Origin of the sequence: Candidatus Sulfotelmatobacter sp. (assembly GCA_036500765.1) — a bacterium.
Lineage (GTDB): Bacteria > Acidobacteriota > Terriglobia > Terriglobales > Acidobacteriaceae > Sulfotelmatobacter.
Genome location: DASYBM010000017.1, coordinates 136,651 through 156,686 on the forward strand (window position 1 = coordinate 136,651; position 20,036 = coordinate 156,686).

General features: G+C 58.0%; 20 protein-coding genes and 1 tRNA gene. 8 read left to right on the forward strand and 13 right to left on the reverse strand.

Features of this window, described 5'->3' with window-relative positions:
- Positions 1-30: 30 nt before the first annotated feature.
- From ispF to VGM18_20960, 5 genes are all read right to left on the reverse strand, one after another.
- Positions 31-525 (reverse strand): 2-C-methyl-D-erythritol 2,4-cyclodiphosphate synthase, encoded by a 495-nt coding sequence (gene ispF, locus VGM18_20940; protein HEY3975479.1) that lies wholly within the window; start codon positions 523-525, stop codon positions 31-33.
- Positions 522-926, reverse strand: coding sequence for a GxxExxY protein (locus VGM18_20945; protein HEY3975480.1), 405 nt, complete (start codon positions 924-926; stop codon positions 522-524). The genes ispF and VGM18_20945 overlap by 4 nt, the downstream gene beginning before the upstream one ends.
- A 96-nt stretch (positions 927-1,022) precedes the next feature.
- Positions 1,023-1,775 carry a 2-C-methyl-D-erythritol 4-phosphate cytidylyltransferase gene (gene ispD / locus VGM18_20950; protein HEY3975481.1) on the reverse strand — a complete coding sequence of 251 codons (753 nt, stop codon included), beginning with the start codon at positions 1,773-1,775 and terminating at the stop codon, positions 1,023-1,025.
- Positions 1,776-1,846: 71 nt separating this feature from the next.
- Positions 1,847-2,428 carry an NYN domain-containing protein gene (locus VGM18_20955; GenBank protein HEY3975482.1) on the reverse strand — a complete coding sequence of 194 codons (582 nt, stop codon included), beginning with the start codon at positions 2,426-2,428 and terminating at the stop codon, positions 1,847-1,849.
- 178 nt (positions 2,429-2,606) lie between these two features.
- Entirely contained in the window at positions 2,607-3,713 is a 1,107-nt protein-coding gene (locus VGM18_20960) for a PIN domain-containing protein (protein ID HEY3975483.1), read from the reverse strand.
- A 495-nt stretch (positions 3,714-4,208) separates the two neighbouring features.
- Here VGM18_20960 and VGM18_20965 point away from each other — a divergent pair, with 495 nt between their 5' ends.
- The 3 genes from VGM18_20965 (at position 4,209) to VGM18_20975 (ending at position 6,491) form a co-directional block, all read left to right on the forward strand.
- Positions 4,209-4,844 (forward strand): hypothetical protein, encoded by a 636-nt coding sequence (locus tag VGM18_20965; protein HEY3975484.1) that lies wholly within the window; start codon positions 4,209-4,211, stop codon positions 4,842-4,844.
- 62 nt (positions 4,845-4,906) lie between these two features.
- Positions 4,907-5,986, forward strand: a complete 1,080-nt coding sequence (locus VGM18_20970; GenBank protein ID HEY3975485.1) for an NADPH:quinone oxidoreductase family protein — start codon at positions 4,907-4,909, stop codon at positions 5,984-5,986.
- A gap of 136 nt (positions 5,987-6,122) precedes the next feature.
- Positions 6,123-6,491 carry a DUF6632 domain-containing protein gene (locus VGM18_20975; protein HEY3975486.1) on the forward strand — a complete coding sequence of 123 codons (369 nt, stop codon included), beginning with the start codon at positions 6,123-6,125 and terminating at the stop codon, positions 6,489-6,491.
- Between the two features lie 59 nt (positions 6,492-6,550).
- Here the strand turns inward: VGM18_20975 and VGM18_20980 are convergent, their stop codons facing one another.
- From VGM18_20980 to VGM18_20990, 3 genes are all read right to left on the reverse strand, one after another.
- Positions 6,551-7,111 (reverse strand): GtrA family protein, encoded by a 561-nt coding sequence (locus VGM18_20980; protein ID HEY3975487.1) that lies wholly within the window; start codon positions 7,109-7,111, stop codon positions 6,551-6,553.
- Positions 7,112-7,260: 149 nt separating this feature from the next.
- Complete coding sequence (locus VGM18_20985; protein ID HEY3975488.1) at positions 7,261-8,058, reverse strand: CDP-alcohol phosphatidyltransferase family protein; 798 nt, start codon at positions 8,056-8,058, stop codon at positions 7,261-7,263.
- A 309-nt stretch (positions 8,059-8,367) separates the two neighbouring features.
- Positions 8,368-9,774 (reverse strand): aminotransferase class III-fold pyridoxal phosphate-dependent enzyme, encoded by a 1,407-nt coding sequence (locus tag VGM18_20990; protein ID HEY3975489.1) that lies wholly within the window; start codon positions 9,772-9,774, stop codon positions 8,368-8,370.
- A 576-nt stretch (positions 9,775-10,350) separates the two neighbouring features.
- Between VGM18_20990 and VGM18_20995 the strand changes: the two genes are divergently transcribed.
- From VGM18_20995 to VGM18_21005, 3 genes are all read left to right on the forward strand, one after another.
- Positions 10,351-10,761, forward strand: coding sequence for a hypothetical protein (locus VGM18_20995; GenBank protein ID HEY3975490.1), 411 nt, complete (start codon positions 10,351-10,353; stop codon positions 10,759-10,761).
- A 77-nt stretch (positions 10,762-10,838) separates the two neighbouring features.
- Positions 10,839-11,270, forward strand: a complete 432-nt coding sequence (locus VGM18_21000) for a MerR family transcriptional regulator (protein HEY3975491.1) — start codon at positions 10,839-10,841, stop codon at positions 11,268-11,270.
- A 140-nt stretch (positions 11,271-11,410) separates the two neighbouring features.
- The gene (locus VGM18_21005; GenBank protein ID HEY3975492.1) at positions 11,411-11,758 is read left to right on the forward strand and encodes an STAS domain-containing protein; all 348 of its coding nucleotides are present in this window, start codon (positions 11,411-11,413) and stop codon (positions 11,756-11,758) included.
- Between the two features lie 128 nt (positions 11,759-11,886).
- Here the strand turns inward: VGM18_21005 and VGM18_21010 are convergent, their stop codons facing one another.
- Positions 11,887-12,087, reverse strand: a complete 201-nt coding sequence (locus VGM18_21010) for a hypothetical protein (GenBank protein HEY3975493.1) — start codon at positions 12,085-12,087, stop codon at positions 11,887-11,889.
- 109 nt (positions 12,088-12,196) lie between these two features.
- Between VGM18_21010 and VGM18_21015 the strand changes: the two genes are divergently transcribed.
- Both VGM18_21015 and VGM18_21020 read left to right on the forward strand, forming a co-directional pair.
- On the forward strand, positions 12,197-12,859 hold the full coding sequence (locus VGM18_21015; GenBank protein HEY3975494.1) for a DUF1697 domain-containing protein: 663 nt from the start codon (positions 12,197-12,199) through the stop codon (positions 12,857-12,859).
- A 193-nt stretch (positions 12,860-13,052) separates the two neighbouring features.
- Positions 13,053-15,641 carry a protein kinase gene (locus VGM18_21020; GenBank protein ID HEY3975495.1) on the forward strand — a complete coding sequence of 863 codons (2,589 nt, stop codon included), beginning with the start codon at positions 13,053-13,055 and terminating at the stop codon, positions 15,639-15,641.
- Between the two features lie 37 nt (positions 15,642-15,678).
- Here the strand turns inward: VGM18_21020 and VGM18_21025 are convergent.
- From VGM18_21025 to VGM18_21040, 4 genes are all read right to left on the reverse strand, one after another.
- Positions 15,679-15,755: transfer RNA gene (locus VGM18_21025), tRNA-Pro, on the reverse strand.
- A gap of 233 nt (positions 15,756-15,988) precedes the next feature.
- On the reverse strand, positions 15,989-18,823 hold the full coding sequence (polA, locus tag VGM18_21030) for a DNA polymerase I (protein ID HEY3975496.1): 2,835 nt from the start codon (positions 18,821-18,823) through the stop codon (positions 15,989-15,991).
- Between the two features lie 41 nt (positions 18,824-18,864).
- The gene (locus VGM18_21035) at positions 18,865-19,380 is read right to left on the reverse strand and encodes a hypothetical protein (GenBank protein HEY3975497.1); all 516 of its coding nucleotides are present in this window, start codon (positions 19,378-19,380) and stop codon (positions 18,865-18,867) included.
- A 5-nt stretch (positions 19,381-19,385) separates the two neighbouring features.
- The gene (locus tag VGM18_21040; protein HEY3975498.1) at positions 19,386-19,967 is read right to left on the reverse strand and encodes a cysteine dioxygenase family protein; all 582 of its coding nucleotides are present in this window, start codon (positions 19,965-19,967) and stop codon (positions 19,386-19,388) included.
- Positions 19,968-20,036 lie beyond the last annotated feature (69 nt).

A 20,036-nucleotide genomic window follows, 5' to 3' on the forward strand; every position in this document is an offset into this window, starting at 1 on the left:
GAGCCTGCCGCGGAGCAATTCCGTAGCTGGTCACTTCTTTTTTTTCTTTTTTCTCGGCGCCGACGCCTTTTCCAGCAGCACAACCACATGCGCGAGAGCGGCATTTTCCAGGTTCAACCCCTCGGGCGTTTTCGCCTTTAGGCCTACGCAGTCACAATGCAGGCCCAGCAGTTCGGCGACGCGGGTGCGAATGGCGAGGGCGTGCGGGCCGATCTTCGGCGCAGCCAGAATGAGACTGGCATCGATATTGCCCACGCGATAACCCGCGCCGCGCACGCGCTTCAGCGCTTCGCCCAGGAAGATGACGGAGTCCGCGCCCTTCCACTTCGGATTCGAGGGAGAGAAAAGCGCGCCGATATCGGGCGCCGCGACCGCGCCGAGCAGGGCATCGGTGATCGCATGCAGCAGCACATCGCCATCGGAGTGGCCGGCCAGGCCTTGGTCATGCGGGAGGGTGATCCCACCGATTTTGAGAGGAATGCCGGCACGAAATTCATGGGAGTCGAAGCCATAACCGATCCTCACGCAGACACCTTGGCTACGGATTCGCACGGATTTTCACGGATCTTTTTTCTTTCATTGTCAAAGAGCAGGCGGCGGAATTGTGGTCGCATGCCGAAGTTTAGGAGGAGGCCTACTTCAATTTCAGTGGCTTTGAGGTAGTGAAGGAGTTGGGCTTCGTGTGCCGACTCCAGGCTCCGAGCAGTTTTCAGCTCCAGCAGAACTGCGTGCTCGACCATGAGATCGGCGAAATATTGGCCCACCCTCCTACCACGAAACCAGACCGGTACTGAGACTTCCTTTGCAACCTTGAGTCCCGCTTCCTCCAAGGCCACTACCATCGCCCCCGCGTAAGTCGATTCGAGAAATCCGTAGCCCAGTTCGTTGTACACGTCATAAAAGACGCCGATGATTTTTTCAGTCAATCCGACGTGCTTCAGACCAAGAGTCGAAGTATCCATCGGAGCGAGTCTACGCCGTTCTAGAAGGTTTATCCGTGAGAATCCGTGAAAATCCGTGGCTCATTTCCGTAAATAGAACTCCGCCAACTCCATGTCGCCGGGAGTGGTGATTTTTATATTTCGTGGGGAGCCCATGACGACGGCGACTTGCTGGCCGGAACGCTCGGCCAGCGACGCTTCGTCGGTGCCGGTGAAGCCGTCGGCGGCAGCTTCGTCGAAGGCTTTCTTGACGACGCTGTAGCGAAAGCCTTGCGGAGTCTGCGCCAGCACGATGCCAGCGCGTGGGATGGTGGCTTTCACGATGGCGCCTTCCGAGGTGCGCTCGACCTGTTTTACAGTATCGACGGCCGGCAGTCCGGCGATAGCGGCGCCGTATTTTGTAGCGCCTGCGATGACCTCGTGGATGATCTCACCAGTGACCAGCGGACGCACGGCGTCGTGTACCAGGACGATATCGTCGGGAGCGGCGGTAATCGCATTGAGGGCGTGCTCGACGGATTGCTGCCGGTGCTCGCCGCCGGCAACCAGTTCGACTTTTTTCTTCAAGACATCCTTGGCTTCGCGCGTGAGCCGCTCGCGGAAGCCTGCAATTTCGTTTTCGCGCAGGGCGACCCAGATTTCACTCACTTCGTCGACATGGGCAAACTTGCGCAGGGTGTGAATCAGGATGGGCGTGCCTGCGAGATCGCTGAATTGTTTCGAGGGATGGGGCTTTTTCGTTCTCGCGTTCTTACCGCTTGGAATCATAGCGCTGGGCATGGGCGCCATGCGCGTCCCCAGGCCCGCAGCCGGAATAATGACGATCACCTTCATGGCGGGGTGTAAGTATACGAGGGCGGCGGGCGGAGTTCAAATCGGGGAGTGAATAAGCGGCGACTTCAAGTTCAAGGCCAGAGGACGGGGCGCTTGTAATCCGAATGCATCACCAACTCCGGCGCAACTTTGCAGTTAGGAAGCTCAATGATCACTATTTGTAGACCACTCCTCCGCCCATATTTGAGCGCTGGCACACAATCAGTATCATTTGATACGAGGCAGATCCGATCAATTGCGCGATTAGAAGAATAAGCGGCTATGTCTAAGCCGATTCGCATATCAACGCCCTTTTGCTCAAAATCAGCCTGAAAATCAGCATCTGTTAGCTGGTTCGGATTGACTGGGGTCTGCTTGGGCTTAAAGCCTCGAAACTTCAAAACGCCACGGCGAACTGCAAAGAGGTCTTTCGACGCTAACTCCGCCATCCATCTATCAGAGCCGATAAATTGTTTGACGTTGCCGGAGACCGGAAGTTTCACATCACCAACAAAAGGGGCGCAGTCATAGTAGAGTACCCTGAATATTTCTTCTTGTGCCACTTTGCAGTTGTGCGCGAATTTCTCTATGAAGTCGGGATTGTATTGCTGGCCCGCATGCTTCGCCTTGACGCGAAGGAACCCACCATCGATCAAGACGATCATTTTCGCCATAAAATCAAAAAGCCCCAGAGGTAAACCCTGGGGCTTCAGAAACCTGCTCGCCTACGAGCGTAACGGATATAAGACCACAATATGAAACGTTCAGAGAGTTGTCAAGACCACCAAAGGGTATACTGCGGCGTACCGCTTTGCAACGGTTAACAAACCGACGGTCCTCCTCACGCTCACGCTACGAAGTGCCCTGCTTCGTCTCCAACCCTGCAGGAGCTGGGACAGGGGCGGGCACGGGTCCGGGCACGGATACCGGAGTCACTGCCACGGGCACCGGCGCGGACTGGCGGGAGTATGCCGCCCGCTCGTCCCACTTGCCGAAGATCATTTTTCCCGCGGTGGTTTGCAGAACCGATGTAACCGACACGTCGATGGTCTTGCCAATCATCTTGCGGGCATTGTCGACCACAACCATCGTACCGTCATCCAGGTAAGCCACCCCCTGGTTGTATTCCTTGCCTTCTTTCAGGATGAAGACGCGCATGGTCTCACCGGGGAGCACGATTGGCTTAAGTGAATTTGCCAGTTCGTTGATGTTCAACACCTGCACGCCCTGGAGCTGCGCCACTTTGTTCAGATTGAAGTCATTGGTGATGATTTTGCCCTCGTAAACTTTGGCCAGTTCGATCAGCTTGAGGTCGACTTCGCGGACGGCGGGAAAATCGTCTTCCACGATCTGGATGGTGAGGGTAGCAACTTTCTGGAGGCGCTGGAGAATGTCGAGTCCGCGGCGGCCGCGGTTGCGCTTGAGCGAGTCGGCGGAATCGGCGACCAGCTGCAACTCGCGCAACACGAATTGCGGGGTTACGATGATGCCGTCGAGGAATCCGGTCTCGGCGATGTCGGCGATGCGGCCATCGATGATGACGCTGGTGTCGAGAATCTTGTAGCTCTTCTTACCCTGCTTCTCGCCGCCGAAGACTCCGCCCAGGGCGGCCAGGTTCAACAGGTCACCTTTGTTGGCGCCGACGATCAGACCGACGTAAGCCATCAGCAGCATGACCATGATCTGGAGAAAGCTCTGCGTATTCCCCGAAGGCACGCTGCTGCGAATGACTAGCGCGAACAGATAGGCGCCGCAGATGCCGAGGATGCTGCCAATGGCAGCGCCGATCAGCCGCTTCAGGCTGACAGTTCGCAGCTTCCATTCGAACACGACGATCGCCGCGCCGATCAATGCGCCCACGCCCGCGTCAAAATTGCGGACTAATCCAAAGGGCTCGATGACGTAGCAAGTGACCGCTACAACGATGACAAAAAGAAGACGTACAAAAATAAGATCCACGGTAGACCTCCCCGCGGATGCAATTTGCCCGTATGACCATACAACCAGGGATGCACCCGTGCCGCCTCCACGCCGCCCCCGGCGGGAATCAGCCTTTCCTTATTCGGAGCGCGCATGAATTAGGGGAATGAATGGCGCCCCGTTCCGGCCTCTCTGGGGCTTGGCCGGACGAGCCACTAAGCCAACGCCAGAAGTATATACCTGAGGGGAAGGGGTGGGAACTGGCGGTGGACGCCGGATTTCGACTTCAGGGGGACTCGCCGGCTTCGCCTTCGCTCCCACAATCAGGGGCGGTCATCGCCACCGGATTCTGTCGCCACATCATTTCTTCGTATCTGAAGGTATAGCCCTACATACTTTTCCCGGGTCTGTTTACAGCAAACGACTCGGAATGGGTATTCCTCGGCGGAGCATCTGATTGCAGGCAAAATTTGCGACCTGCTGTAGCCGGCAGATCGCGGCCCGCAGTCGAATCAAGCATCTCTGGAGGATGTCATGCGAGCTTTCAGGTTTTTGAATGTAGCGATTCTCTCGGCCCTGGTCGCAACCTCAGCGGCGCTCTACGCCCAGGACGAAAAACCACAAGAAGATAAACCGAAGCAGGAAGAACCCAAGAAGCAGGACGAGGCGCGTCCCGCGGAAAAGCAAGACGAAACAAAGCCGGCGGGAAAACAGGATGAGATGAAGGCTCCGCGGCAAGACGAGGCCAAGCCATCCAGGCAGGATCAGAACCAACAAGATAAGAACCAACAAAAAGAAATGGAAAAGCGGTCCGGGCAAGAGAACCAGCGACCGGAAGAGAACCGGAACCGGCAAGAAGCCGCTCAGCCGGGCCGGCAAGAGGCTGGGCAGCAGGAGCACGGCCGTCCCGCGGGCAAGGGCGGTCACATTCCTGACGACAAGTTCCACGCCCAATTTGGCCGTGGCCATAGCTTCCATCCATCGCGCCCGCAGGTTGTGAACGGTCAGCCACAATTCGAATACGGCGGCTATTCCTTTGTCATGGTCGATCCCTGGCCCGCAGAATGGGCTTATACGGACGATTGCTACATCGACTACATCGACGGCGAGTATTACCTGATTGACTTGCTGCACCCCGGCATGCGCATCGCGTTGTTCGTTGTGCTCTAGCTTATTGGCTTGGTGCCCCATCCTTGTCGCGTTCTTGCTTCATGCGACAAGGGTGGGACACGATGCTGCACGCGCAACGATCCGGGCATCTTCTGAAAGCCGCTCGGATTGCCGATTACTCCCCCCTCGCCTACACTTTCTCCATGCAAGCCCTGATGATTACCAGCCCCACCGGCCCGGATGGCCTGGCCATTCAAAATGTCCCCGAACCAACCGTGAAGTCCGGGCAAACCATCGTCCGCGTCCACGCCGGAGGCCTGAACTTTGCCGATTTCATGACCTCGAAAGGCGGCTATCCGGGAACGCCGCCTCCGCCGCTCATCGCAGGCCGCGAGTTCGCCGGTATCGAAGAAAGCACCGGACGGCGCGTTATGGGTTATGCGCAGTGGGGCGCCTTCGCGGAGAAGACCGCAGCCTACACCAACCTGCTCTGGCCCATTCCGAATGCGTGGACCGACGAACAAGCCGCCGCCTTTCCAGTGAACTACTTCACCGCCTACCTGGGTTACTGGCAAGCGGGAATGGCGCAGGTAGAGGGGCGGGCGCCCTTGCCCTCCCCAGCGGGGCAAAGCCCGGCTGGGCGCACTCCCCGAGTCCTAATCCATGCCGTAGCCGGGGGCGTTGGCACAGCCGCCGTCCAAATCGGAAAGTTGCTCGGGGTCGAAATGTACGGAACATCCTCCTCCGATGAAAAACTGGCACGCGTGAAAGCCCTCGGCCTGCAACATCCCATCAATTACAAGCAGCACGACTACGAAGAAGTCGTGAAGAACCTGACGCACGGCGAAGGCGTCGACGCCGTCTTCGACATGCTCGGCGGAGAGCACACCGCCAAGAGTCTTCGCTGTCTGCGGGATTTCGGACGAGTCATCCAATACGGCACCGCAACCGGGAAGCAGCCTCAACTCGACATCCGCGCTATGTATGCTAAATCCGCCGCCGTGCAGGGCTTATGGCTCACATATCTCTCGCAGAAGCGGGAAATTATGGAGCCTGCCTGGCAACAGTTGTCGGTCTGGATCAACGACGGCAAGTTCACTCCACAAATCGGCCACGTCTTTTCGTTCGATCGCGCCATCGAGGGCTACAAACTTCTGCAAGAAGGCAAGAACTATGGCAAGGTCGTGCTGAAGATCGCATGACCCGTGCAGGACGGACACTCCCTTCGACAAGCTCAGGGCAGGCTCTGTCCGTCGCCTTGGACTTTAATTTTGCCTGGAAGCTGCAATAGCAGTTAAGCTACCAGTTCCTGAATGCAACCATGAGAAGGAGCGCACTATGAATCGAGAACGGGCGGTGAGAATTGTTTTAGTTTTAGTTGGATTGTTGTTCGTGGCGGGAGTTATTCCGCTGACGATGTTTTTCTCGCAGGAACCTGGGGTGCCAATGATAATGAGCATCTACGTTACGCTTGGCATTTTCCTGTTGCTGGCAGCGCGTAACCCGGCGGAGCACCGCAGCCTGATCGTCTTCGCCGGATGGGCCAACCTTGCGCATGCTGCCGTAATGGCAGCGCAGGAATATCGGAATGTAATCGAGCGGCGAGAGTTGGCGGGAGTGGTTGTGTTCGCGATCGTCGGTGTAGTGCTGGTCGCTATGGCTCCGGCGCAAGAGCATGTTCAACGGGTATCGGCGGTCAGCGCGTAGGCTTGCGCTCTACACGAGAATTCCGCTGGTGGTAGAGCTTCATTCCGGATTGCCTTGATCTATTCTTCTGTCGTGGCGAAGACCCACTCCTCACCCACCAGAAAGTTCGCCAGCGAACACAGCGCAATCGCGATTCCGTTCGCGAGCAGGTAGTTCGTGTGACCCATCGCGACGATTCCCTTCATCACCGCCAGGTTGCCCAGAACGGAGACTGCGCCATTCGCAAGATTGAAGCGAACAAGCCTGCGCATTGAATGATGCCGTGACGATCTCAATCGGTCGGCCCAGGTGAATTGCTCGTGCCAGACAAAGTTGTGCACCACTGCGGCCTCAACTGCAATCGCAGTGGCGAAGAGATAATTAAGGTGCACCACGCTCTTCATCAGATACAGTGTGAGAAACTGCACAACGATTCCGATTCCGCCGACGAGATTGAATTTGAACCATCGAAGGAGTTGGGAAGGCATGTTCGAGGTTTTGCTGTTTTGCCGCAGTTTTTCGTCGCTGTTAGAAGCGCGGCTCCGCCGCAAGTGATTGAACGCTAATGCCTTGTTGAATTCTGCCTGAGTAGGGCGCTCCTCCATTGCCCGCATGTCATTGTGGGGCTGGGAGTTACGCATATGATCAGGTGGACCTTGTGCCTGTTTTCGCGCATTTCTTCTCGCCCCGCTCGGCGTAACCTCCTCGTCGGCAAGCGGTTGCAGAGACTCCAGCATTTCCCCGCGCGCTCCGACATCACGTAGCGCATTGTCTGGAAAGGAGTTAGCGTTCATCGTGGGAGCCTTTCTTCGCGATAAAGACGAATCGTGTTCTGCACCGTGAAGGCGATTACCATCATTCCCATCCCGGCGAGACCAAGCGCTCCCCCGACGTCGAACAGGCGATAGAGGCGGCCGAAGAGATGCACGACCGGTTTCCACAACAATGCAAGGTTGCCGACAGCAAGCAGAATGCGCAATTCCGTTGGGCCGAAACGCCAGAAAGAAAGGCGAAATTCACCTAAGGCGTACGTGGCGAGATAAGACTGTATGGAGAGCATCAGGAACGCGATGAGCAGGCCGATAGCGATCCGCGGATGCATATACCCCGACAGAGCAAGGCCACCCATCAGGGCCAGAGCGCCGAAGCTGTCGACCATGTGGTCGACGTAAAAACCGTAGCGCGGGCGCGGGCATTGGCGGAAGCGGGCCAAGGTTCCGTCGAGCGAGTCGCCGAGCCAGTTGAGGGCGAGGCAGACGATTACGGCGAGAAGTGCGTAGCGGTTCCGTGCGGCGAATGCATAGCTGACTCCTGCGCCGGTTTGGGCGAGCAGGCCGAGAGCCGTCAGGTGATCGGGACCAATCCGGTTCGGTGTGCGTGCGGCCATCCAGAGTAAGGCACGCTTCTCCGCCGCTGCGACCCAGCTTTCCTGCACGCGTACTTCCCGATCGGGAAGGGAATGCGTCGGAGCCATCTTGATCGGCAGGCACGGATTGGACTGCTCGGAGAATTCGATCATAGTTGGCGAATAGATGGTTGGCGAAGAGATGGTTGGCGAAAAGGGAGTTTGCGCATTGAGAGTTGCCATGTTGCCTCCGCAGTTTCTTGAAATCGGCTGCCTCGCAACTCTCCGGCTTTCGGCGGCCCCCGACAATGCACGCGGGATTAAGCGCGAATCAATCGAAGATCAGTTGCCAAGAAGCTGAAAACATGGAAATTGCGGAGAGAGATCAACTTCAACGGCTGAAGGATTTCCTGCGGAGTCAACGGCACGACTGGAAGCTCGAAGCGGATGCGAATCGTTGCTAGGCGCGCAATCTCAAAAAGTCAACGTTTCCCAGTGGAGAGGCAGCGGGCGCCCGCCCGCGGGAGAGCCGCCGACAAGACGAGAGCGGCACTACTTTCCTCTGCCGCATACTTCGCGAACACTTGCGGCTAGTTGCTGGGTCGACCACTCGATCTGATCGGCAGTGATTATGGCTGGGGGAGCCAGAAGAAGATGATCGCCAGAGATGCCGTCGACGCAGCCCTGCATGGGATAGACGAGCAGGCCGCGTTTCAGGGCGACAGCGGCAACGCGCACGGCGAAATTCCGGTCTGCCGGGAAGGGACGCTTGGTCGATTTGTCGGCGACAAATTCGATCGCCCGGAGCAAGCCGATGCCGCGGATGTCTCCGACGCCTTCTTCTGCGCTCAAACTTTCCAGCGCGTGCTTGAAGTGCGCCGCGGCGGTGGCAGGGCGAGCGGAGTCTGCGGCTTCCACTAATTTTTTCTCCTCGAGGTAGCGGAGCACGGCCCGGCCGGCGGCGAGACAAATGGGGTGGGCATTGTAAGTGAAGCCGTGGAGGAATGCTCCGGAGCCGTCGGCGACAGCGTCGACAACTTTCTTGCTGGCGATCACGGCGCCGAGCGGCGCATATCCGCTGGAGAGACCCTTAGCGGCGACCAGAATATCGGGCGCGATGTTCGAATCTTGGCCAATCCAGTGCTCGACCGCGAAGTTGCGGCCGGTGCGGCCCATGCCGGTCATAACTTCGTCGGCGATGAGCAGGACGCCGTGCCGATGGCAGATTTCGGCAACCGCCTCTGAGTATCCGGGAGGAGGAACGACAGCGCCGAGTGTGGCACCGCTGACGGGCTCGAAGATGAATGCAGCGACTTCACTCTGCGTTGCTGCGACATTCGCGGCTTCGATGGCACGTTCGAGTTCGGCGGCATATTGCTGACCGCAGTTGCGGCAACTGTCGGTGCAGTCGAAGTTGCAGCGGTAACAGTAGGGCATGCCGACATGGGCGAACTCTTTCACCATCGGCACGTAAATTTCGCGCCGTCGCTTGTTGCCCGAGACCGACAAGGCCCCGAGGGTTGAGCCGTGATAGCTCTGCTGGCGGCTGAGAATCTGGTAGCGACGGTCTTGCCCGATCTCGACCTGATATTGGCGGGCCAGCTTCAATGCAGTCTCGATCGATTCGGAGCCGCCGCAGGTGAAGTAGACTGCGCCGCCGCGCAAATGTTCTCCCGCGAACTCGAGCAGTTCCGTGGCGTAATCTTCGGCAACCGGCGTGGTGAACTGGCTGGTATGGACGAATTCAAGCTTGCCCGCTTGTTCGGCCATAGCCGCGGAGATTTCCGGCACGCCATGCCCGATGAAGTTGACCGCGGCAGAGCCGGAGAGGTCCAAGTACTTGTTGCCTGTGGCATCCCAGATGTAGACGCCTTCTCCGCGCACGGCTGCGGGGAGATCTTTGTGGAAGGATCGGCGGAAGACGGAGGAGCGGGCAGCCTGTGCAGTTAAGTTGGCCACCGATGAATTATCTCAAAGCGAGGTTCAGGGCGACGGGGCGGCCCTGATCCAACAAGCCATGTTCCAACAAGCCATGATCCAACAAAAGACGATCGAACAAAAATCCACGGAGACCACGCCCTGACTGCGGAAATTTTATCTCGCTGGGAGACACTGGAGTGAAAACGATGTCTGCTTTTGAAAGAATTCTGTTGACACTTTATTAATACTGCCGCAATATCTTGGGATATAAGATCTTCCCATACTACAAGTAGGGTTGGTCTTTCGAGTACAAGGGCCACGTAGTCAACGTTTGCAAGGGAAAATCGTTCACGGAGGAAACCTTCATGGCAACGAAAAAGAAGGCAAAAAAGAAGAAACATTAACTGTCAGCGAGAAGAATCTCGCTTACGCCACGATTTCTCACTGGCCTCTTAAGAGAAGCACCTCTTGAGAGGCTTTTCCTTTTAGCGAGCGAGCGCAGACGCGCTCGAAAAAAATGCTTTTGTTGGATACCGGGCCTAAAACATGAATCAAGCAACTTTGGCTCCAGGCCAGGGTTGATCGAATCAAGACATTTTCGAACGCGGAGGTCTTATGAATCGCAGCGCTTCGTTGTTCGTATGGCCCCTCGTGCTGATAGCCGCACTGTTGAGTTGCGGATGCGGCAGCAGACGGCAACTTCAGAGTGTCACTCTGAGTCCCGGCTCGGCGGACGCCAAAGATTTTTCCAATGGACAAGTCCCGTTCACAGCTACCGGTACATTCAGCAAGGCACCGTCTCCGGCGCAACTCACCAGCCAGGATGTTCAGTGGTGCATCGGCAGCTCCGACGGTGCTTGCGAACCTGCCGGCATGACATACCCCAGCGTGGACCAAAACGGAGCGGCTCAATGCGGTCCCACATTTGTTGGTACCGTGATTGTCCTGGCTGGAACCGCTGAACCGGGGGTTTCCGATGCTGCGGTGTTCAAGCCCTTCGGCTCGGCGGAGTTGACGTGTCCTTGAGTTCGACGGCGAAATTCTGGCATTTCTCGCACGCGCGTGTGTCACAATAGGCAAACCAGCGTGACGGATGATCGAACATGGCAGCGAGAAATATGGCGGCTAGAAAGAAAAGTACGGCGAAGCATCCGGCGAACGAATCGGCGAATGACATCCTCATCCCCGACAAGCTCTATTTCCGGATCGGCGAAGTCGCCACGCTGTGCCATCTGCCGGCTTATGTGCTGCGTTTCTGGGAGTCCGAATTCCCGCAGTTGAAGCCAGTCAAGAGCAGCACCGGACAGCGCATGTACCGCAAGCGCGACGTCGAAAGCGTGTTGCGCATCAAGCAACTGCTCTACCAGCAGGGATTCACCATCTCCGGCGCCCGCCAGCAACTGCGCGCCGAAAGCAGAACCGACAAATCGCAGACTGCAATTCCGTTTCCTTCGCAATCCGCTCCCGAGATCCAGCACATCCGCCAGGGCCTGCGTGAGATTCTCAATCTGCTGTCGGCTCGGCGCACGGGATAAATTCAGTCGGGACTTGGGTTATTGGGTATTCGGTCTCAAACTTGCTAACTACGAACCAAGACCGACTCTAAGACCTACACCCTATAAGACCCGCCTACGACTTGAACCCACCGCATCAAGTGGCCTAGAATCGCAGCGCCATGGCTTCGGAACCATTAGAGATCGAACGCCTCGACCGGGGAGTGCTCAGCTTCCGCGGGCCCTTGACCATGGAGAACGTTTCTCCTTTCATGAATGCGGTGCGGCGCGAAGACGCGCCGACTATGATTCTGGATCTGACGAATGTTCCGTATCTTGATTCGTCGGGGCTGGGGTCGTTGGTCAGCGCCTGTACCACCTGCACCAAAGCCGGACGCCGCATGGCCTTGACCGGTGTCAACAAACGCGTGCGCAAAGTTTTCGAGATCACCAAGGTCGAGCAGATCTTCCTGATGTTCCCCACTTTATCGGATGCGCTGGAAGCCTTCACCAACGCCGGCACGGCGTAAGTATCTGTCAGAAGGCGGTAAGCTGATGTGGGAGCGTTAAGGTTCGCGTGGGGCCGGGCGCATTCGCCCGTCCGCCGGACGCAGTCCGGCAGGTGTTCGCCGCAGCCGCAGCGAATGCGTTCGAGGGTCTAGGCCACGCGCGCCGGATTGTCCTTCTTCCTTACCCCCGCATTCACCGCATCCAGGCGGATGCGGGTCACTCGTGCCGTTTCCTCCACCAGATTCCGGGTAAACTCGGCGGCATCCCCCGCCATCACCGAACCCGCGGCCAGCGCGAACCGCAAGGCATCGGCCTGATCCTCAAAATACAACACGACTTGTCCCGACATAGCACTTCTCCCTGGGCCAGAGCTTTCCTGATTGTCCCGGCGAATCAACTTCAAGTCAAAGTGATTCTCTTGGTTCCACATACTCAGAAGGCCATCCTCTCCCGCTGCCATGACGTTCCAAAAATCCATCGGCTATGATGGAACAGTCCTGGTCGAACGCAAGTCACTCAATGCCAAGTGCGAACTGCCGATTGCTGAGTGCGAACTGCCGAACCCCATGCCGGTCGTGATTTCCATGCTCCGCGGAATCAATGTGGGCGGACACAACAAGATCAAAATGGATGCTCTTCGCGCGCTCTACGAATCGGTCAAGTGTGAAGGGCCGCGGACCTACGTGCAAAGCGGGAACGTCATTTTCCGCACCAAAGAAAAGCACTCCTCTGCCCTGGCGAAGAAAATCCAGAATGCAATCGAGAAGAAATTCGGATGCTGCCCGGATGTCGTGCTCCGCACCACGGAAGAAATGAGAAGAGCCATCGCCGCCAACCCCTTCGGAGGCCGCGATCTGGAACCCGGCAAGATCCTGGTCACCTTCCTTGCCGCGGAACCCGGTCCTGAGGCGCAGTCCATGCTCCTCGTTTTCAAGAAATATCCCGAGGAATTGCACCTGAAAGGCCGCGAACTCTATATCTACTTCCCCAACGGAGCCGGCAAATCGAAACTTCCCTGGTCGACGATCGGAAAGCTGCTGAAGACCACCGGCACAGCCCGCAATTGGAACAGCGTCACCAAAATGCTGGCGATTGCAGAAGAGATGGAAGCCGCAGACTGACGGCGCGAAAAAAGAATCGGGCTTCCCCTGTCGCTTGCCTTGCCATTTCCCCAGATGCAGCGGCTAAAGCCTTCATCATGCTGCCCGGCTGACGGCACGGCTGGAAGCCGCGCCCTGATACGAGTCTTTCCGATCCGACGCAGAGACTTATCTCCAACAGAACTCCTGGGCGAGGTTATAATCCACTGCACGCATGGCTCTGACCTCTGGCAAGAAACTCGGTCCTTACGAAATCCAATCCCTGCTGGGCGCGGGCGGCATGGGCGAGGTCTACCGCGCGCACGATTCGCGCCTCGATCGCATTGTTGCCATCAAGGTTCTGCCGGCATCTTTCTCGGCCGATCGCGAACGCCTGCAGCGTTTCGCACAGGAAGCCCGCGCGGCCGCGGCGTTGAATCATCCCAACATCCTTTCGATTTTCGATATTGGCGAAGAGCAGGGCGCGCCGTATGTTGTCTCCGAATTGCTCGAAGGCGAAACCCTGCGGGAGCGGGTGCGCAACGGTCCGCTGCCCATCCGCCGAGTCATCGACTATGCCACGCAAGTGGCGAAGGGACTGGCTGCGGCGCACGAAAAGGGCATTGTGCATCGCGATCTGAAGCCGGAAAACTTGTTTCTCACCGCCGATGGCCGCGTGAAGATTCTGGATTTCGGTTTGGCGAAGCTGACGCGACCGGAAGCGCAGGATCACAGCGGCGATGCACCCACCATCCAGGTCGCCACCGAAGCTGGGGTCGTCATGGGCACTGCGGGATATATGTCTCCCGAGCAGGTGCGCGGAAAACCGGCCGACCATCGCTCCGACATTTTTTCCTTCGGTGCGATTCTCTACGAAATGATTTCCGGCAAGCGCGCTTTCCACGGCGAAACCTCCGCCGACACCATGAGCGCGATCCTGAAGGAAGAGACGCCGGAGCTTTCCGAGACCGCCCGCAATGTTCCGCCCGGCCTGGAACGGATCGTGCGCCACTGCCTGGAAAAACATCCGTCGCAGCGTTTCCAATCGGCCGGCGATCTGGCCTTCGATGTGGAAGCCCTGACCGAAATTTCCGCCAGCAGCAAGTCGGGCGCGCAAGCGGCCGTGCAGCAGGCGACTGCCGGAACGTCTCGTCGCGTATTAGCAACTGCGCTGGGAATGGTTCTGCTTGCCGCAGCGATGCTCGGCCTGGGCTGGTGGCTCGGGCACAGCAGCGCTTCCACGCCTCCGGCTGAGTATCAGCAGATTACGTTCCGCACGGGCTCCATTGGCAATGCCCGATTCACACCCGACGGCAGCATCGTCTACAGCGCGTCCTGGGAAGGCGGCGAGGATCAGCTCTACATGGCTCGCACAGATGATACTGGCTCGCGCGAACTGGGACTGAAGAACGCAGAGCTGCTGGCCATCTCGAAGAGCGGCGAACTGGCTATCCGGCTCAACACTGTATTCTACGGCGGCTATGCACGAACGGGGACACTGGCGCGGGTTCCGCTGGGCGGCGGCACGCCGCGCGAAGTGCTCGAGAACGTGCAGGATGCCGACTGGACGGCCAATGGCGAAAGCATGGCCGTAGTTCGTTTTGTCCCGGAGAATCATCACTGGCGCCTGGAATATCCGATTGGTCACGTCTTGTTTGACAGCATCAACTGGATCAGCCTTCCGAAAATTTCCCCGGACGGCAAACGGATCGCGTTTGAAGACCACGAGAACCCTGGAGGCGACGACGAGGGTTCGGTTGCCGTCATCGGCCTGGATGGGCACGAGAACAAGCTCTCGTCGGGCTGGTCTTCGGTGGAGGGTGTGCAGTGGTCCCCGGCGGGCGATGAAATCTGGTTCACTGCCTCGGATACCGGCAGCGCACAAAATCTGCGTGGGGTCACTCTGACGGGCAAGCTGCGGACCATTACCAACGTCCCGGGAGGCATGTGGCTGGAGGACATGCGCAACGGCATCGCGCTCATGATCACACCTCAGATACGCCTCGGAATCCGGGGCATGCCGCCGGGCGGCAAAGAAGAGCACGAACTGGGATGGCTCGGATGGTCGGTGCCGAGAGACTTGAGCAAGGACGGCAGAAAAATTCTCTTCGAGGAAGAAGCCGATGGCGGTGGCCCGAATTACACCGTGTTTTTGCGCGATACCGACGGATCGCCTCCCGTGCGGATCGGCGAAGGCGCCGGCGAAGCCATTTCTCCGGATGGGAAATGGGTGATCACGAAACCGGCCAAGGGCGGTGCCTTGAGCCTGGTGCCGACCGGCGCTGGTGAAGCCAGACAGTTGACCCACGACAACATCAGCTACGGCTCGGTTCGCTACCTCCCCGATGGCAAACAATTGGTGGCTAGTGGAATTGAGTCCGGACATGGCGCACGCGATTATCTGCTTGACGTAAATAGTGGCATTGCGAAGCCCATTACGCCCGAGGGCATTGATGGCACAATCCTGTCCCCCGACGGCCGCAGTCTTGCCGTGACTGGGCCGGACGGCAAATGGGCCGTTTGGCCGCTGGATGGAAGTGGCCTGCGCCCGATCCCGGGTCTTGATTCGACGTACTATGTCACCGGCTGGATGCCGGACGGGGCTTCTGTTTATGCGCTCTCCAGCCAGCGCCGCGAACGGACCAAGAAGGTTTATCGAGTGAATACTGCGACTGGGAAAATGGAATTCTGGAAAACCTTCGGCGACAGCCTCCCGCCAGGAGCGGGCGCCGGTGGCCCGCGTTTTTCCAGCGACGGCAGCGCGTACGCCTATGTCTATACCCAGACGTTGTCGGTGGCCTATGTGGTCAAGGGACTGAAGTAGGCCTCCTGCGACTCGCGGTGAGGCCTTGGAAAATAAATGGTCGGGACGGGCAGATTTGAACTGCCGACCCCTCGCACCCCAAGCGAGTGCTCTACCAGGCTGAGCCACGTCCCGACTAGTAAGGAAATTCCACCAGTGCCGCGGTTGCCAGGCAACCCGCTCTGGCGGTGGGGTTCACTTTTGCAATTCTACACTACCAAACGTTTGTCATCCTTCGCGAAGCGAAGAGCCTGCCCTGAGCCTGTCGAAGGGATCTATGCAGCTTGCCGGCGCAATGCATAGATCCTTCGGCACGCAAAAACCGCGTGCCTCAGGATGACAAGGCCGTTTCTTGGGCGATAACTCGCCTACTCTAAATCTCTCCAGTTCTTCCCCACTCCCATATCCACATGCAGCGGCACCGTCAGCGCATGAGCCTTCTCCATGTGCTCGCGCACGAGAGGTTGCATCGTCTCCACTTCGCTTTCGGGAACTTCAAACACCAGTTCGTCGTGCACCTGCAGTGTCATGCGCGATTTCATTCCGCGCTCGCGGAGCGCGGTGTCAATCTGAATCATCGCAATTTTGATCAAGTCTGCCGCCGTTCCCTGAAGCGGCGTGTTCACCGCCGTGCGTTCGGCGAATCCGCGCTGGTTCGCGTTCTTGCTGTTGATGTCCGGAATCGGGCGCACACGACCGAAGAGTGTCTTCACGTTTAGGTCGCGCCGCGCCTCTTCCAAAGTCTTGTCGATGAACGCCCGCACTCCGCTGTACTTTTCAAAATACGCCGCGATGAATTGCTTGGCCTCGCTGGGTTCGATTCCGAGATTTTGCGACAGTCCAAACGGCGAAAGCCCATATACAATGCCGAAGTTCACAACTTTGGCTTGCCGGCGATGGTCCGCCGTCACCATCAGGGGAGGCACGCCGAACACCTGCGACGCTGTGAGCGTATGAACGTCGTCGCCGCGCCTGTAAGCCTCGACCAGCAGCGGGTCATGCGAAAAATGCGCCAGCAGCCGCAACTCAATCTGCGAATAATCGGCAGTCAGCAGCACATGCCCCGGTTCCGCAATAAACGCCGCGCGGATGCCGCGCCCCAGCTCTGTGCGGATCGGAATGTTTTGCAGATTCGGATTCGCCGACGACAGCCGTCCCGTCGCCGTTCCTGTCTGCCCAAACGTGGTGTGCAGCCGCCCCGTCGCGGAATTAATAAGCGCGGGCAGCGCGTCGACATAAGTGGACTTCAGCTTGGTGAGCTGCCGATAATCGAGGACCATGCGTGCAATGGGATGACTCTCCGCCAGCTCCTCCAACACATCGACGGCTGTCGATATAGTCCGCCCTTTGCCGTATTTTACGGGTTTGGGCAAATTCATGCGATTGAACAGCACATCGCCCAGTTGCTTCGGCGAACCCACGTTGAATTCCATCCCGGCAACTTCGTAGATTTCTTTCGCCTTCGCCGCGATCTCGCGCTCCAGTTCGCTCGACATGGTCGAGAGCGCAGCCCTGTCGATCTTCACGCCGGCCTGCTCCATGCGCGCCAGCACCGGCACAAGAGGCAGATCGATCTCCTCGTAAAGCTTCGCCAGCCCCGCCTGTTCAACATCGCTGCGCAGCGTGGCGGTGAGCTGCCCTGTGATGTCTGCCGCTTCGCCCAAGTCGCCGCCCAGCTTCAGGTTGAAGCGCCGCAGCGCCACCTCCGCCAGCCCGTGCGACGAATAAGTAGGATCGAGCAGATACGAATACAGCATGGGATCGTGCCGCACTCCCGCCAGCGAAATTCCCAGGGGATCGAGGGCATGAATCGCCGCTTTGTAGTCATGGACTGTTTTCGATATACCAGCGTCGCTGAGCACAGCGCGCAATTTGTCTGCGGCATCTCCGAAATCCAGTTCGACGATCGTGGCCGAACCGGCCGTAGCGGAAATGGCGACACGACACGCCGGTTGCGCGGGCACCGCAGCGCCCGAAGCGCTACCCATGCCTCCCATCGCCATTAAAGACATCTGCGCGTCGGGTGTCTCCTCGACCTTCTCTTTTTCCTTTTCCGCCTCTTCCGCTAAAACCGGCGCCTCTTCGTGCTCGACCGCCACGGCCAACGCGCCCACAGCCGCCTTCACTACGCTTTCAACATCCGCCGCCGATTTGGACTCGGTGTGGAGCGTCTCGCTTACTTCGACTACCGGCAACAACTCTTTCAGCAGCGAAGTGAATTCCAATTCGGTGAACAGCGACCGCAGCGCGTCCACGTCAGGATCTCCGGCGCGCATCGCTTCCAGATCGAACTCGATGGGAACATTTGTGTCGATGGTCGCCATGCTCTTGCTGAATAAAATCGTGTCGCGATTGTTCAGCAGCGATTCGCGATAAGTTTTCTTTTCCACTTCCGCCGCCCGCTCCAACGCCTGTTCGACTGTGCCAAAGCGCCGAATGATTTCCACCGACCCTTTGTCGCCGATGCCCGGCGCGCCGGGAATGTTATCGATCGAATCGCCGCGCAGAGCCATCACGTCGATCACCCGCTCTGGCGGCACGCCCAGAATCTCCTCCACCTTCGCTGCATCGCAAACCAAGTTGTCCTTTGGCGGATTCAGAATGTGCACTTTGTCGTTCACCAACTGCATCATGTCCTTGTCGCTGGAAACGATGTACACGGGATGCGACGCCTCCGCCGCTTTGCGGGCCAGCGTGCCGATCACATCGTCGGCCTCGAAGCGCAGCACTTCGAGAATCGGAATCCGGTAAGCCTCGAGCGCTCTACGAATATAAGGAACCTGCTGCGCCAGATCTTCCGGCATGGCGGAGCGATTGGCTTTGTAGCCTTTGTATTCGACTTGAGTGAAAGTCTGCGTTTTGATATCGAACTTTCGGATGGTGGTGACGGCGTCGGCCTGCTCGTCGCGAAAGGTGGGGCCGGCTACGTCGAACACGGCCGCCAGATACTGCGGGGAAAAATCGTCGCGCAGTTTGCGCAGCATATTCACAAACACGTAAGTCGCCGCCGTCGGCAGCCCGGTTTTTGTCGACATCGATCGCTGCCGCACCATCGCGTGATAGGCGCGGAAGATGAACGACATGGTATCGATAAGATAGATGCGTCCGTGCCCGGGCGCAGCCTGAGATGCCTTACCGGCCGCGGGTTTGGCAGGGACGTAGTCCGGCGGAACAGGATTCGATGATTTCTTGCGCGGGGGCAACTTGTTTAGTTTAGCAGCAGGAAGAGTCGTCGCAGGAAAGCCTAGAAATCCACCCGGAAACTTGCTTCCACCGTTTTGCTTCCTTTGCCGCCGTCGGGATCGCGGAAAACCAGGTAGTATTTCATCGGTTTATTCAGAGCAGGCGGCAGGTCGAAATTTACCGCCTGATTGTGTGACGACTCCACCACGAACAGGGAATCGCTGGAGCGGTTATTGGTATAGTCGGCGTTCTGTTCCTCGTTCAGGATGAGGAAGCTGATGCTGGCCGTATCGTCGGACGCGCCATTCGCCTTCCCCGCGAAAGATTCGAAGATCCCGTGCAGATGCGGCTGCACCGCGTGCGCCGGAATTTCGATCGGGAATGTGGCTGACCCTTGCAGCTTGAATGTTTTCTGCAACACGACTTGGCTGCCACCTGCCGGTGAAGGTGCGAGGTTTTCTGCCGGTACAACCTGGTTAGATGTCGCCGCTGCCTTCGGGGGCGGCTGGCTGGTGCAGGCAACGTGCGTCAGCAGGAGAGTCGCGAGCACGGCATTCAGGCGTCTAGGTGCTGGCATTTGAGTCAGGGCTGCACGGTTTTTCCGAACGCTGTGTTGAAGTGCAGCTTGATTTCGCCGCACGTACCCTGCTCCGGCGAATACACCACGCAGGTGTCGAAGGGACGCGAATACACATGCAGGCTCACCGCGCGCGCATCGAATTCGCGCGGATTCACCACGCGGTGCACGGGATCCGCCGGATCGACCGCGCAGGGCTGCGCGATATTCATCTCGACCGTGTTGGTTCGCTCGAGATGGCACACTCCACCTTCCAGATCCTGATGAACCAGATGAAAGTTCTCCACCTGCAAGCGTCCAAGCGGAACCGCCATCCAGCAATTCTGGTCGCGATGATTGTGCACCGAACTCGCCTGTCCCACTTCCCAACAAATCGCCATCAGTTCATACAGCGAAGTTCGGTCGATCAGATTGCGCGTGTAATGCTGCCGATCCCAATTGAGGTATGGAGCGAGGGACTCAGCATCGACGGGCGTATCCTGCAAAAAGCGCCGAATGGTTTCGGTCTGGTCGAAAGCGGCTTCGGGGAATTGCCGCAGTTTTTCAACCAGCGTTTGAATAGGAGACGTTTTCGCAGCGGTGATCATGAATCGCTCCGGCCCTCGAGTATAACGCAGCCGATTGGGTTATCGGCTAACGATAAGCGGCTAACGACA

Bases quoted from the DNA above. Each gene is read 5' to 3' on its own strand.
- ispD (HEY3975481.1), bottom strand. From the start codon at position 1,775: ATGAAGGTGATCGTCATTATTCCGGCTGCGGGCCTGGGGACGCGCATG.
- VGM18_20955 (HEY3975482.1), bottom strand. From the start codon at position 2,428: ATGGCGAAAATGATCGTCTTGATCGATGGTGGGTTCCTTCGCGTCAAG.
- VGM18_20965 (HEY3975484.1), top strand. From the start codon at position 4,209: ATGCGAGCTTTCAGGTTTTTGAATGTAGCGATTCTCTCGGCCCTGGTC.
- VGM18_20970 (HEY3975485.1), top strand. From the start codon at position 4,907: ATGCTGCACGCGCAACGATCCGGGCATCTTCTGAAAGCCGCTCGGATT.
- VGM18_20975 (HEY3975486.1), top strand. From the start codon at position 6,123: ATGAATCGAGAACGGGCGGTGAGAATTGTTTTAGTTTTAGTTGGATTG.
- VGM18_20980 (HEY3975487.1), bottom strand. From the start codon at position 7,111: ATGCGTAACTCCCAGCCCCACAATGACATGCGGGCAATGGAGGAGCGC.
- VGM18_20985 (HEY3975488.1), bottom strand. From the start codon at position 8,058: ATGGCAACTCTCAATGCGCAAACTCCCTTTTCGCCAACCATCTCTTCG.
- VGM18_20995 (HEY3975490.1), top strand. From the start codon at position 10,351: ATGAATCGCAGCGCTTCGTTGTTCGTATGGCCCCTCGTGCTGATAGCC.
- VGM18_21000 (HEY3975491.1), top strand. From the start codon at position 10,839: ATGGCAGCGAGAAATATGGCGGCTAGAAAGAAAAGTACGGCGAAGCAT.
- VGM18_21005 (HEY3975492.1), top strand. From the start codon at position 11,411: ATGGCTTCGGAACCATTAGAGATCGAACGCCTCGACCGGGGAGTGCTC.
- VGM18_21010 (HEY3975493.1), bottom strand. From the start codon at position 12,087: ATGTCGGGACAAGTCGTGTTGTATTTTGAGGATCAGGCCGATGCCTTG.
- VGM18_21015 (HEY3975494.1), top strand. From the start codon at position 12,197: ATGACGTTCCAAAAATCCATCGGCTATGATGGAACAGTCCTGGTCGAA.
- VGM18_21020 (HEY3975495.1), top strand. From the start codon at position 13,053: ATGGCTCTGACCTCTGGCAAGAAACTCGGTCCTTACGAAATCCAATCC.
- VGM18_21035 (HEY3975497.1), bottom strand. From the start codon at position 19,380: ATGCCAGCACCTAGACGCCTGAATGCCGTGCTCGCGACTCTCCTGCTG.
- VGM18_21040 (HEY3975498.1), bottom strand. From the start codon at position 19,967: ATGATCACCGCTGCGAAAACGTCTCCTATTCAAACGCTGGTTGAAAAA.